The organism is Micromonospora sp. MH99 (assembly GCF_021442385.1).
Taxonomy (GTDB): domain Bacteria; phylum Actinomycetota; class Actinomycetes; order Mycobacteriales; family Micromonosporaceae; genus Micromonospora.
The window spans coordinates 122,880-135,358 of the sequence record NZ_MUZA01000005.1; the positions used below are offsets into that span (position 1 = coordinate 122,880).

Genomic DNA, 12,479 nt, shown 5'->3' on the forward strand with positions numbered 1-12,479 from the left:
CGAAGGCACGGGCCCCACCCGCTTTTGGGTTCCCCATAGGGTCGGGGCATGACGCCAGCCCCTGCCGCCACCGCCTTCGACTCGCTCCGCCTCGACGCCGTGCCCGACCAGCAGACGCTGCGCCAGGCCTACGCCCTACCCAGCGAGGCTGCCGTACGGAAACAGATGACCGAACTCACCGCGCAGACCCGAGCGTTGATCGGCTGCGCATCGCTGGTCCTGGTCGCGAGCGTGGACACCGAGGGCAACTGCGACGTCTCCCCGCGCGGCGGCCCCGCCGGGTTCGTGGCCGTCCTGGACGCACGGACGCTGGCGATACCGGACGCGACCGGCAACAAGCGCCTGGACACTCTGCAGAACGTCATCGCCACCGGACGGGCCGGACTGCTGTTCATCATCCCGGGGCGCACCACGACGCTTCGGGTCAACGGCCGGGCCTGCGTCTCCACTCGCCCCGACCTGCTGTCACAGCTGACCGCCGTGGGCAAGCCGCCGGCCAGTGCGCTGGTGGTGGGAATCGACGAGGTCTACCCGCACTGCCCCAAGTCGCTCCTGCGCACCGACGTCTGGGAGCCCGACCGGTGGCTGCCAGCGGACGCGCAGCCGACCTCGGCCGAGGTGACGCTGGCCCAGCTACGGATGCCGGAGCTGACGATCGCCGACATCGAGCAGGCCGAGGCGGACGCGCTGAAGTACCGGTACGAGTGACAAGCCGTCCGACCGTTACCGTGCATTCCCCGCCCACGGCAAGAGGACAACGATGGACAACCGGACGGACCCGATCGGGATCATCGCCCGGGTCTCAGAGAACGACGGCAAGCAACGCGCCTTCGAGGTCTGGCTCTACAAGGCCCAGAAGGAAGGCTGGCCCGTCACGGTGGAGTCGACCGCCGTCGACCAGCCAGGCGACGGGTGCGGAGTCGTCGACATCGAGGGCCTGAAGTACCGGGTCCGCCACGCGAAGCGAGTCCGGCAGCGAGTCGCCATCGTGCCGGCAGGGCGACATCTGATCGCCGCCGCCGTCAACCTGACCACGGGCGACTCCGACGGCATCACCTGGACCTGGGAGTTCGGTCACGCGGCCTGGGCTGAGCCGATGATCGAGGAACACTAACGCGGGCAGCATCACCACCGAGCCGGTGGCACGCTCCATCCCCTTTGGCTCTGGCGAGTTTGTCCCATCCCTGTGCTCTACTCCCGCCATGCATGTCGTCGTCACGGGCGCACTCGTTGAAAACGGCTCGGTCCTGCTCGTACACCGCAGGCCTACCAAACGGGCCTACCCCGACGTCTGGGACCTGCCCGGCGGGCTGGTCGAAGCGGGTGAGTCGGAACTACAGGCCCTCGCGCGCGAGATGCACGAGGAACTCGGTGTGCACATCGTGACGGAGTCCGCCGCACGGGTGGGCGTCGTGCATGACGGCACTGGTGCGGACGCCCTTCACGCGGGCGTCTGGCACATCGGGGACTGGGCCGGCACTCCGACCAACCGCGCACCCGAGGAGCACGACGACATGGCGTGGTTCGCGATCAGCGAGCTGGCCGGCCTTCCGCTCGCGCATGGCGTCCTGGCGGCAATGGTCCATGCTTTGCCTGAGTTCGAGTGCGACCGCAGGCAGTCGGATGTCACCGACGGCGACCAGGACGACCGAGGAACAAGGTCCGCCTGTCGTGCCTGCGCTGGGACGGGTTCGTCAGAAACGCGGCAGGCCTAGGGTTTCCGGCGCCGCCGTAGCTGTCCCCGACGGCTTTCGAGGCGTACGCGTCAGCCCGGTCTATGAGTCGTCCCGGCCCTGCCAGGTCGTCACACACGCCTCGTTACCCTCGATATCGGCGAGAACCCAGAATGCGGGGGCATGGGACGCGGATACCAGTCGACCGCCGGCGGCCAGCGCGGCTTCGATCCGCCGTGGCGCCTCGTCGTGCGGGACACAGACGTCCAAGTGGATGCGATTCCGGTCCGGGCGTGGCTGATCCATGTGCTGAAACCAGATCGCCGGACCCTGCCCGACCGGGTCGACGATCGGATCCGTCGGACCGTCGGCTCCCGCCTCATCCGTGTAGCCCAGCACGGCCTTCCAGAACGGCCGGACCGCCGCGATGTCGAGCGCGTCGATAGCGATCTCCACCAGCTGGACCGACCGCGGCGCTCCCGTACCAATCTCAGGTTCCGTCCGGAGCCCGACGATCCGCATCGCGGCGGAAAGCCGATGCGCGAGGTCGACATCGCAAGCGGTAAGCGCCGCCTGATCCAACGACTGCAGAGTCAGGACCACCCGGTCCGGCCGGATGTCAGCGCGTAGGTGCCGATCGGCGTCGCTACCGCACGCCGCCACCGCGCGAGCCACCACCTCGGTTGCCTGGACCAATGAACCGACGGGAACCGAGGTGCGCAACGCGCCCAGCAAATACCGCCACCCCTGGTCGCCTACCGCGTCCGAGGCCGCCCGCCGCCCCAGTGCCCGTTCCATGTAGGCATCCTCACATGCGCGCCTGGAGGGGGAGTTCCGCACCGCTGGCAAGTGCGGCGCCAGGAAGAAGAACGGCCAGCGTTGCGGGAACGCCACGGGTGGCGGTCGCTGCGCGCCACCAGAACAGACGTGCGTGGCACGTAATGGGGAGGACGACCGTGAGCGCGCCTGGCAGGGTGAACTGGTGCCGGATATCGACCCCACTGACGCGGAGTACCTCCGCGAGATAGAGCTCCTTGCCAATGACGTCGTCGATCGGGCGCTGGACGAGGGCTGGCTGAGCTTTGATCCCGATCCTGACGATGCGACGCCTCTCCAGCGTGCCGTCAACGCGCTGGGACGCCAGCTGCGGCACTACCACTTCGAGGATGACGGCTGCGTCGATCCGGACGCCCCGCTGGTCGGTCTGGCCGGAGCACTCCTGGTTCGTCCCACGACCGTCCTGAGCGAGCAGGAGTACATCGACATCTGCGAGCGACTCGGCGTTGAGGCACGGCCGCAGGGGTGGGCGTTGTGGCACACCTGGGATCAGAAGGGCCGACGGATCACCATGGTCACGACGAGGATCAGCACCACTGAAGGAATGCTGCTGGTCTGGTCGAAAGGCCGCCATATGGTCCCGATCAAACCGCCACGTGCCGCGGTGGCAGCCACCGTCAGGGGTTGGCTTGGACCGGCGGTCGAATCTCCCGGATACGCGGCCGAGACGGGAGTAACGGAAGGGGCCGTCGCTGGTTCCGTGCCACCGCGCTCGACAGGTGGGTCTACAACGGCCCCGTCGAGCCACAGAGGACGACCGTAATTGCAGGTCAGCGAGGCTGCGGCCGTCACTTGGCGTTGTATTGACGAACGACGGGGGCGTAGTCGATCAAAGCGGACGACTAGACTCCTGAGCTGCTGTGACGCCTGGCATTGATAGTCAGCGTTGGGCACTGCGGGTTTCCCTCTGACGGCCTAGAAACGGCATGATCTTGGTCCTCGACTGCCCTAGCGGCGAGGTCCGGATCCCTCGCTTGTAAGTTCTGAATGCTCTGTCTCTGAGCGTCCGGGTGCATCCGTCACCTGGGACAGCCGTACGTCAACGATCAGGTACGGCTGCCCCCGTCATGTCCCGTTGCTGTCGCGAGCCTCCGAACCATCAAGCGCTTTCGCTCAGGCCAATGGTCACCCGCTGGCTACGCGGGCGCTACCAAAGCTGCTCACGGGCTTGCGCTTCCACTCGTCGTGGGCTGCAAGCTCGGCGCGTTGACCGGGGGCAGGCTGTTTGGCCGGTCCATGCAGCCGTTGATGAACGACAGGCGTCGTCGCTCCTGGAAGTCAACGTCATTGGCGCGGTTGTTGCTGGGTTTGTTCATGTCGTTCTCAGCGTCCTTGGCCCCGCTGGTGACCCATGAGCTGTCACAGGACGCCTCGTCAACGACGGTCCCAGTCTTCTCCATCGACTTCCGGCTGGTCTTGCCTTGCTCGTACACGGCGTCAATCGCCTCAGCCCGGTCTTCGAAGCTGTCCCCGCTGTCCACTATGTCGCCAATCGTCGAACATCCGACGAGAGCCGTCATGAGGGCAGCTGCGGCAAGTCCAGTCACCACGCGTCTCCACATGAGGACGGAGTGTATCGACATGACTCTGTCGAGCGCTTCCCCTGATTGAAGGTCAGTACTGGTGAGCTGACAGGCCAGACCACGGTCCAGACGGCCCGACCACGGCACGAACTCGGGGAGTTGAAGCGGAACATGGAGCCGCTGTCCCGCCACCAACGTGAACAGCCGGCGACACCTGCTCACAGGGCGTCTCGGGCTGCCATCGTTGGTGGCTGATTGACGACGTTTGACAGTGTCTTGTGCCCCCTGTGCGCCCCGACCTTCATGTCAGCATCGCCGCTGACGCCTTCCCGACAGGAGGCCGCCGTTGTCGGGGTGTCGGAGCATCGGCGCAGGAGACATCATGGCCTAATGCTTCTCGCCCTCATGGCTCCCCCTCCTTCCCCAGCTAGCACCGGTCCCCAGATCACCCCGGGGGACTGGCTCGGTGCAGCAATCGGCCTTGCTTCATTCCTTGCCACTGCTCTGCTTGCATTCCTGATATATCGGCTACAGAGGCGAGATATTGAGCGAGACAATGCCGAGAACCGACGCGTCGCTATGATAGAGCAGGAAGCGCAGGAGCGACGCGATGCACAAGAAAAAGCAGAACGCGAGCAGCAAAAGCGCAGGGACGAAGATGCGCAGAGGCGTGCCGAGGATCAGCGGCGAGCCGATGAAGCACAGCGCAGGGCCGATGAGGAGCAGCGAGAACTTCGGCGCGCTCGGCGGGAGAGACATCAGGCCGACTATCAGCTGGCGGCGAGCGCACTACACGACCTAGGGAAGGCGTTTGAAATTCCGGCAATGAATGACCCCTATGCGGGCGCATTGCTAACCAAGGGACACATGCAGGCGGCCAAGGTGCCGGCAGCCAAGGAAGCCCTCCACCAGGTCGCCGCTACAGTTACGACGCTTAAGGAGCCTTTGAAATCCCTGGCCCACCTTGCGGATAAGTTCCTCCACTGCGCCGTCAGAACAGACGAGGAAATTAAGCAATTACTGTCCCGGCCATCCGAGCAGCAGACCGATAAACCTCAAATTTGGCAGAACGTTTACGCGCAGGAGATTTTTCGAGGAATAATGCAGAGGGAGGTCGCGAATCGCGGTGAGGTAATGATACAGGCGGCCCGCAAAGCAATGGAGAAGGAGTGGGGCTCGTGATCTTGGCTCCGCCCAGCGTCATCCCGATGCTCCTATGGATGTCAAGCTGCGTCGACCGTCTCACCGGCGGAGCTTGACCCTTCGTCCCGAAGGAACGATCAACGGCCGTCGAGCTGAGGTTGCACACCCGGTTAGCTCCTCCCAGCGTCCACAGGCGTCCACGGCCGTCCACAGTCGCTCGCCGTCGTCGTCACCCAGATAGCCACTCAACAGCTCCGCACCGGCGGTCAGCGCTGCGAGGTCCATTTTGTGGGGTCAGTGGCGAGTCGGTTACTATGGGCGACGGCGCAATCTGCGGCTGACCTTCCGGACGGTTGGGGGCTAGGGGAGGACCCTAGCGCACAACCCCACGGAAGGAGGTTTTCATGATCGCGCCTGAGGAAGACCAGCGGTCGGGCTCCCTTGTGGTCCTGGCCCTGGTCTGCGAGGTGGTCGCCAACTTTAAGGAGGCGACCGGCAAGGACGAGTTCAATCTTTCTGAACTCGTCCTGCTCGTGCTGGTACTTGTCGTCAGCTTTGCCGGCGGTGACAAGAACTAGCGATCCACCTGTGGTCGGGGAGTTCGTGAACCTGCGGGCTCCCCGACTGCTGTCTGAACTTGATAGATGTAACCACTACTAAGACAACACAATAACACGGATGAGGTTACGCCATCCCGTCTGCCGCCGACCCGCCCTCCTGGGGAGCGGTCCGCCGACCGGTCCGCCACGTCAAGACGGCCTTGACGCACGTTCGGACGCTGGCGGGCCGGTTGGTGGTCTGCTCGGCTCGCCCGGGTCGTCGGCTGGCGGGATGGCCCTGTGCAACCACCCACGGACCGCGACGCGCCGACGAACCCCCGACCATCTCGGAGTCGTTGCGCCCCCGCCGGAGGCGCGGTAACCGCGACCAGCTCGCCGCCGCGACCGCCGCGCGGACCGGCGTGCCCTTCCCTGCGCCGCGCCGATCGGGCGCGGTGCCCGGCCGGCTGCCGGCCCACCAACATCAACCACCCTCGGCACCACCGTCAGCGGCGGCCCCCGGGCTTCCCGCTCTCCGCGCCAGCCGCCGGGCGTTCTGCGTGGCCGGAGTCGGAGCGCCAGCGGAGCGACGGACGCGCGCCCAGGCGGCGGCGCGTGCGGCCCGTCTCGGGCCGCCTTGAAGACGTACAGAAACTTTGAACCATATCGACGGCAGCCGGCTGCCCGGTCTGGGGACCTGCGTGACACGTCGGTATCAGGACCTACGTGACACTCCGGTCAGTGCTGACGCACACGAGCCGCTCTCGGTTAGGCGTTAGCGCGTCAGGAAGCGGCACAACTGCCGCACGGCGGAGTCAGATGATTACCCAGCTCGATCATCCGTCTCATGAGCAATGGGACATCGGTAGGAGAGTCGGACGCACAGCTGCCAGCCTGCTAAGTGGCTACGCCACGGGCAGCCCGAGGTCGACCAGGACCTTGACGAGTTGAGCGTCGGGTGCCTCGCCATCAGATCTCGGCTCGTCCGCTTGCTGCGGAAGTCGAAGACTCTCCGGTCGACCCGAATAGCTCCACGCCGGCTTCACCGAGGGGACCCGCTTCCGGCTGTGCTGTGCAGCCTCCTCGCATGCGGCGATCTCAGCTTCTCGCTGGTCCGTCAACCAAGGCGGCAGCGCTGGCTCAGCTGGCAGCAGGTCCAGCAATGCGGTCCGCGGATCGTTGAGCCGTCGATGAACGACGCAACCGCGCAGCCACAGCAGCGCCGCTCGGTCGTGCTTGCCAGGGAGCCAGAGGCCGATGGCCAGATCGATGGCATGGACAGCATCCCGGGCCTTACCGCTGAGGAGGGCGGAGGCGACGTAGATGAGCCAAGGCTCGATGTGGCTGCCTCCTCCGGATCCGACCCAGCCCTTCGCCCAGCTGTGGGCGCCGCGCCAGTCACCGGCCTGAAGACAAGCTACGGCTTGTTCGCGGAACTCTGATGCGGCTGGCGGCGTTGCTGCCTGCGGCTGGCGTGACACCTGCTCATTATCCCTCGGCGAAAAGGACTCTTGCCCCGGCGTCCAGACCCAGCCCGCCCATGAGCTCGTGCACTCCACCCGATCCGAACCTGGTCCGTGTGCGGCAGCCCGCCGCGAACCTTACCGGCCCCACGACCGCCGGCCGATCCCGAGCGCAGATCATCTAGCCGGATGTGTCACTCAGGTCCTGAGACCGATGTGTCACGTACGTCCTGAGACTCGACATCGACGGCAGCCGGCCGCTAGATCGTCTCCGCCATCTCATACGGGTGCGTGTCGGCTGGGTCGTACGGCCGGTTGGCCAGTTCCACGGCCTGTGAATGCTCCAACGCGTAGTAGACGTGCGCACACCTCGGCTGCACCGTCACCAGGTCCCCCGGCTCAAGCGTCATCGTCGCTCGCTCACCAGAGTCCAGGTCGTGGTACACCGCCCGGACTCGTCCGCTGATCAGATACAGCGTCTCTGTCTTGTGGGCGTGGTAGTGGTTGCCGCGAGGCTTCGTGGCGTCTGGCTGGAACTCCAGGTAGGCGAGGAACTGGTAGCTGTCACCGTTGACCACCTGGGCCAGCTCTCCGGCCGGGGACTGGATTCGTCCGCCTCCAGCGGGGATCGGTGGCGTCGTCACTGGAAGCCGCCGTAGCTGCACCTTGTCCACGCCCTGATGGTAGGCGGTCGACCCTCGGTCACCCCGTCAAGAGAGCCCCACGGTCGGTCGAGTCAGGCTGTTAGCTCCTTGGCCAAGTGGTCCAGGTCCACGTCATCGGAGCCTGCCCACAGTTGCTCAACTGCTGCGAGGTACTTGCGGATCAGGGGTGTCGGCTCGTCCGGGTCGAACTCGTACTCGTAGACGGGCGAATCGGCCGCGTCGACCAGCGGCAGGTAATGGATGAGGCGCAGCCACCCGTCGACCAACAGGATGTTGAGGCTCGGCGGCCCGGGGTAGGTCCGGGCCTGCACCTGCTCGGCCGCGAACCGGTGCTGCACGGCTCGTGATCGATGGCGGGCGCAGGCGTAAAGGACATCGTCGATCTCGCCCGACTGTCGGATGCTTGGGCAAAGGCGCCGGGTGAGTTCACGCTCCTTCATCAGCGGTCCCTCGGGGTCCGAGACGACAACCCGGAGGGTGGCCCCTTGAATGACTGCATCACGTACGGCTGACTGGTACTGGGAGACCATCGCGTTGTAGCCGGTATGCGCTGCGAAGAAGATGCTGCGTGCCGCTCTAATGCGCTGTGCAACAGATCGGTTGTCCTCCTCGGTCAGGTCTAGATGGATTCTCAGTCCCTGTGCCGTCAACCCCTCGTCGGCCGCCGTCTCCGCAGCGCTCGACGTAACGGCGGAGTCATTCACCTCTGGTCCCCACGGCTCGAAAAGCTGCTCGGCCGACCACTCCGGGAACATCGCCTCCAATACCCGGCAGTGATCCGGGTACGGCATTTTTTTCACGCTGCCAGACAGCCAGCGGTGTAGCTGGGCCCTGCTCGGCCACCGCCCGACTAGCCTCCGGTCGACCGTGCCGGCCGCTCGGTCGTACTCGTGGCAGAACGTCCTGTAGGTCTGCCAGTGCCGCTGCTGGATCAGCACTTTTAACCGTGTCTGCTCGCCCGTCGCAGGCTCAGCCCCAGTGACCTTCATGCATGGACGTTAGCACAGATGCGACAGAGATGAGACAGCACGAGAATCAGAAGTCTTAGATGTGATACCGATGCCGTACCGATGAAACACCCTCACGAGTGATGCTGACTTCAGCAAGAGAGCAGTCGTCCAAAGGGGACGCGCTCATGACCCTCGGAGGTATCTCGTGAAGTTGTACGTGGACACCCAGAGCAAGCAGGTCCAGGTGACGAAGGACCCGGAGCCGAAGAACGACCAGAACGGCAATCAGCGGTCGGAGAAGAACACTGGCCGGCTCATGTGGTCGACCCAGGTCTTCGTTCTCGACGAGACTGGCGGCGAGATCATCACCATCACCACGGCGGGTGAGAAGCCGAGCGTGACGGTGGGACAGCTCGTCGCTGTCGAGCAGTTGGAGGCCATTCCGTGGGCGACCAACGGGCGCAACGGCGTCGCGTTCCGTGCGATCACGCTGAAGCCGAAGGCTGGTAACTCGGCGGCCAAGTAGGTCCCTCGCTCACCGCGCTGTGTGAGCCCTGGTGTCTGACGCACGAAAGCGGCCTAACGGTCCGCTGATCTGAGATCCACAGGTCCGGGAGTGGTTCCGACTCCTATATTCCCGGCCCGTCACCACCAGCGGTGGTGGCATCCCCGCAAGAGCTGGCGCGGGGTCGGTCCGACTCCTACATCTGCCGACCCCGTGCCCAGCAACTCATCCAACCCAACTCGCGATTGGGAGGACTCGTCGTGTCCAAGTCTAGCCCCCGCCGCCCCTTCGGGCGGAACACCGCAACGGTGACGGTCATCGAGGCCAAGGTCCACCGTTCCTCCGCCCGTAACGCCCGGTTGGCGTTCGTCCTCACGGCGGTCATCGTCGGCCTGCTGTCGGCCGTGGTGGCCGCTTCCTCCATTCACCCGATCCTCGCCGTGTTCGTCGGCGCGCTCATCGGCGTACCGACCGGCGGCCTCGCCTGGGTGCTGGTGCGGATCTGGCCGGTGATCCGGCTGCTGTGGTGGTGGAGCACCGAGATCGTGCTCTCGGTCCTGCTGCTCACCTTCTGGGTCCAGCTCGCCAACCACACCCCAACCGTGGTGACCCTTACCGTGGTCGCCCTGGTCGTCGGCGTCCCCGCCGCCATCCCCGCCGCCCGCCGGCAGGCCATCGCCTGGACCTGGTGCTTGATCGTCAGGCACCGGCTGCGCGTGTGCTTCGCGCAGTTCATCATCGCCAACCAGTCCGGTTCGCTGCCGCTGATCCTGTGGGCACGCCCCACCCCGGTCGGTGAGCGGGTCTGGGTCTACCTGCGCCCCGGCCTGTCCATGGCCGACCTGGAAGGCCGCCTCGACAAGATCGCCGTCACCTGCCACGCCTCAACCGCCCTGGTCGAACGCGCCTCCGACGGTAACGCCGCCTACCTGCGGTTCGACATCAAACGCCGCGAAGTCCTCACCGCCCAGGTGAACTCGCCGCTGGTCGACGTCATCAACCCGGACACCCCCACCGCCGACCGGCCCACGCCGGTCATCCCCACGGCGCTGGACCTGCCCGACGTCGACGCACCCACCATCACCCTGCCGGCCCAGCCCAAGAAGCCGGCCACCACCGCCAACGGCAGCAAGCCCGCGGCTTCCTCGGCAACCGACGCCGAAGACGTCTCCGACTGGATCTAACCCACCCCGAACACCTGGACGCGGGGAGCCGCTTACGGCTCGTTCGTGTGGCTTCCCGCGCCCACTACCGCCCAAGGAGGGCACCCATGACCACCACGACACCCGCCGCCGTTGGCGCGGTTCCGGTGGGGCCTGGCCTGTCGATGTTCGACCCCATCTTCGTCGGCATCGACGAGTTCGGTCAGCCCGTCTACATCACCCTCGCCTACCGCAACCTCCTCGCCGGAGGCGAACCCGGCGGAGGCAAAAGCGGCCTCTTGAACTGCATCGCCGCACACGCCGCCCTCGCCATCGACAGCCGCCTCGTGCTGCTCGACGGCAAGCTCGTCGAACTCGGCCAATGGGAAGACTGCGCCGACGCCTTCATCGGCCCCGACATCACCGCCGCGCTGACCGTCCTGCGACGGCTCCAGCAGGTGATGAACAACCGCTACGCCTGGCTCCGCGCGCACGGGCGCCGCAAGCTCACCGCCGCCGACAACCTGTCGGTCATCACCGTCCTGGTCGACGAGATCGCGTTCTACTCCGCCACCGTCGGCAGCAAGCAGGAACAGGAAGAGTTCGTGGCGCTCCTGCGTGACCTGGTCGCCCGGGGCCGCGCCGCCGGCATCCCCGTCGTCGCCGCCACCCAACGGCCGTCCTTCGACATCATCCCCACGTCGCTGCGGGACCTGTTCGGCTACCGGGCCGCGTTCCGCTGCACCACCCCGAACAGCTCCAACATCGTCCTTGGTCACGGATGGGCCGAGCAGGGCTACTCCGCTACCGACATCTCACCCAGCAACCAGGGCGCGGCCTACCTCATCGCCGAAGGCGGCATACCCCGCCGCATCAAAGTCGCCTACCTCTCCGACGCCCAGATCGCGGGCATCGCGGACTACGCCGCCTGGATCCGCCGACCCGGCGGACTCGCCATCTCGGCCGGCTCCCCCTCCGGGTGGGAGGCCGTGGCATGACCACCCGCGAACGCGCCTACGCCAAGGCCAACAACCAGCGCGCCGCCCAGTTCACCGAACTGTGGATCGTCGGGCGTCCCGAGGACATCGCGGTGATGGTTCGCGCCGCCTCGGCCAGCGGCCGACTCGTCTACCTGTCCCCGCCGACCCCGATGGGCGGCGACGACACCCGCCACCGCCGCTACCTGCGGCTACGCACTCACTAATCGGCCGACAGGACCGGGATTTCGCCTGGCAGCAACTGCCGGTCCTGCCGACCTCCACCAACAACCTCGAAAGGACGTGGTTGCCATGAAGGCTACCCACAACCCACCCACCACCGTTGAGGTCACACCTGCTGACCTGCTGCGGATGGCCGCCCTCTACCTGCGCCGGCACGGCTGGCACCAGGGCACCTACTACGCCAAGAACCCCGACACCCTCACCCCGCCGGCCTGCGCCGCCGGGGCCATCGGCATCGCCTGCGCCGGACACCGCGTCGAGCACTTCTCCCAGCTCGACCCCGACGCCCTCGCCGACTACCTGACCGCCCTGGGCGTGTTCGTCGACTACCTCGACACCACCGCCCCGGTCTTCTTCATCGACGAGGACGGCTACCTGCTCGACGAGCACACCTCTCCCTACTCGTGGAACGACGACCCGACCCGCACCGCCGAGCAGGTCATCACCGCCCTCCAGGCGGCTGCCACCGAGTGGGACTCCCTCCGCGCCGCCGGAGGTGAGAACGCATGAACACCGTCAAGAAGCCCTTGACGCCCAACTTGCCCCGACAGCGACGTCGGGACGTCGTCGAGAACGACGCCTTCGGCGCGTTCGCGCGGCGCATCATCCGCGCCCACGGCCGCCGCGTCGCCACCGGCGACGTCGAAGCACTCCGCGACCTCATCGCCCTCTCATCGGTCATCGACGAGGCGATCGGGGAAGCCGTGATCGGCCTTCGGGCTTTCGGCTACTCCTGGGCCGAGATCGGCTCCCGCCTCGGCATCTCCCGCCAAGCCGCCCAACAGCGCTGGGGCGGTGACAAGCCATGACCAACCTGCG

18 protein-coding genes are annotated in these 12,479 nt (G+C 66.3%); 12 read left to right on the forward strand and 6 right to left on the reverse strand.

All coding sequences use genetic code 11. The features are described 5' to 3' along the window. Positions 1 to 48 precede the first annotated feature (48 nt). The 3 genes from B0E54_RS04545 to B0E54_RS04555 all read left to right on the forward strand — a co-directional run bounded on the left by B0E54_RS04545 (position 49) and on the right by B0E54_RS04555 (position 1,715). Complete coding sequence (locus tag B0E54_RS04545) at positions 49 to 708, forward strand: MSMEG_1061 family FMN-dependent PPOX-type flavoprotein (protein ID WP_234581974.1); 660 nt, start codon at positions 49 to 51, stop codon at positions 706 to 708. A gap of 52 nt (positions 709 to 760) precedes the next feature. After that, positions 761 to 1,114, forward strand: a complete 354-nt coding sequence (locus B0E54_RS04550) for a hypothetical protein (RefSeq protein WP_234581975.1) — start codon at positions 761 to 763, stop codon at positions 1,112 to 1,114. A gap of 88 nt (positions 1,115 to 1,202) precedes the next feature. Then, positions 1,203 to 1,715, forward strand: coding sequence for an NUDIX domain-containing protein (locus B0E54_RS04555; protein WP_234581976.1), 513 nt, complete (start codon positions 1,203 to 1,205; stop codon positions 1,713 to 1,715). 60 nt (positions 1,716 to 1,775) lie between these two features. On the opposite strand, the gene B0E54_RS04560 is transcribed toward B0E54_RS04555, so the two are convergent. Continuing rightward, positions 1,776 to 2,471, reverse strand: coding sequence for a VOC family protein (locus B0E54_RS04560; RefSeq protein ID WP_234581977.1), 696 nt, complete (start codon positions 2,469 to 2,471; stop codon positions 1,776 to 1,778). A gap of 184 nt (positions 2,472 to 2,655) precedes the next feature. Here B0E54_RS04560 and B0E54_RS04565 point away from each other — a divergent pair, with 184 nt between their 5' ends. Next, entirely contained in the window at positions 2,656 to 3,273 is a 618-nt protein-coding gene (locus B0E54_RS04565; RefSeq protein ID WP_234581978.1) for a hypothetical protein, read from the forward strand. 397 nt (positions 3,274 to 3,670) lie between these two features. Here the strand turns inward: B0E54_RS04565 and B0E54_RS04570 are convergent, their stop codons facing one another. Continuing rightward, positions 3,671 to 4,030 carry a hypothetical protein gene (locus B0E54_RS04570; protein ID WP_234581979.1) on the reverse strand — a complete coding sequence of 120 codons (360 nt, stop codon included), beginning with the start codon at positions 4,028 to 4,030 and terminating at the stop codon, positions 3,671 to 3,673. A 531-nt stretch (positions 4,031 to 4,561) separates the two neighbouring features. Beyond that, positions 4,562 to 4,792, reverse strand: coding sequence for a hypothetical protein (locus B0E54_RS04575; protein WP_234581980.1), 231 nt, complete (start codon positions 4,790 to 4,792; stop codon positions 4,562 to 4,564). Positions 4,793 to 4,858: 66 nt separating this feature from the next. On the opposite strand from B0E54_RS04575, the gene B0E54_RS04580 reads away from it, so the two are divergent. Beyond that, entirely contained in the window at positions 4,859 to 5,215 is a 357-nt protein-coding gene (locus B0E54_RS04580) for a hypothetical protein (RefSeq protein ID WP_234581981.1), read from the forward strand. A 365-nt stretch (positions 5,216 to 5,580) separates the two neighbouring features. Further along, positions 5,581 to 5,754 (forward strand): hypothetical protein, encoded by a 174-nt coding sequence (locus B0E54_RS04585; protein ID WP_234581982.1) that lies wholly within the window; start codon positions 5,581 to 5,583, stop codon positions 5,752 to 5,754. Positions 5,755 to 6,620: 866 nt separating this feature from the next. Here the strand turns inward: B0E54_RS04585 and B0E54_RS04590 are convergent. The 3 genes from B0E54_RS04590 to B0E54_RS04600 form a co-directional block, all read right to left on the reverse strand. Next, positions 6,621 to 7,196, reverse strand: a complete 576-nt coding sequence (locus B0E54_RS04590) for a hypothetical protein (RefSeq protein ID WP_234581983.1) — start codon at positions 7,194 to 7,196, stop codon at positions 6,621 to 6,623. 242 nt (positions 7,197 to 7,438) lie between these two features. Further along, on the reverse strand, positions 7,439 to 7,852 hold the full coding sequence (locus B0E54_RS04595) for a cupin domain-containing protein (protein ID WP_234581984.1): 414 nt from the start codon (positions 7,850 to 7,852) through the stop codon (positions 7,439 to 7,441). Between the two features lie 62 nt (positions 7,853 to 7,914). Then, entirely contained in the window at positions 7,915 to 8,832 is a 918-nt protein-coding gene (locus B0E54_RS04600; RefSeq protein WP_234581985.1) for a hypothetical protein, read from the reverse strand. A 166-nt stretch (positions 8,833 to 8,998) separates the two neighbouring features. On the opposite strand from B0E54_RS04600, the gene B0E54_RS04605 reads away from it, so the two are divergent. From B0E54_RS04605 to B0E54_RS04630, 6 genes are all read left to right on the forward strand, one after another. Beyond that, positions 8,999 to 9,319, forward strand: a complete 321-nt coding sequence (locus B0E54_RS04605) for a hypothetical protein (protein ID WP_234581986.1) — start codon at positions 8,999 to 9,001, stop codon at positions 9,317 to 9,319. A gap of 239 nt (positions 9,320 to 9,558) precedes the next feature. Next, positions 9,559 to 10,482 carry a hypothetical protein gene (locus B0E54_RS04610; protein WP_234581987.1) on the forward strand — a complete coding sequence of 308 codons (924 nt, stop codon included), beginning with the start codon at positions 9,559 to 9,561 and terminating at the stop codon, positions 10,480 to 10,482. Positions 10,483 to 10,568: 86 nt separating this feature from the next. Further along, a complete protein-coding gene (locus B0E54_RS04615) occupies positions 10,569 to 11,438 on the forward strand; it encodes an FtsK/SpoIIIE domain-containing protein (protein WP_234581988.1) in 870 nt (289 codons plus the stop codon). After that, positions 11,435 to 11,644 (forward strand): hypothetical protein, encoded by a 210-nt coding sequence (locus tag B0E54_RS04620; protein WP_234581989.1) that lies wholly within the window; start codon positions 11,435 to 11,437, stop codon positions 11,642 to 11,644. The genes B0E54_RS04615 and B0E54_RS04620 overlap by 4 nt, the downstream gene beginning before the upstream one ends. Positions 11,645 to 11,729: 85 nt before the next feature. Further along, complete coding sequence (locus tag B0E54_RS04625; protein WP_234581990.1) at positions 11,730 to 12,170, forward strand: hypothetical protein; 441 nt, start codon at positions 11,730 to 11,732, stop codon at positions 12,168 to 12,170. Further along, positions 12,167 to 12,469: a hypothetical protein gene (locus B0E54_RS04630; RefSeq protein WP_234581991.1), complete on the forward strand. Its 303-nt coding sequence runs from the start codon at positions 12,167 to 12,169 to the stop codon at positions 12,467 to 12,469. The genes B0E54_RS04625 and B0E54_RS04630 overlap by 4 nt, the downstream gene beginning before the upstream one ends. Positions 12,470 to 12,479: the final 10 nt, after the last annotated feature.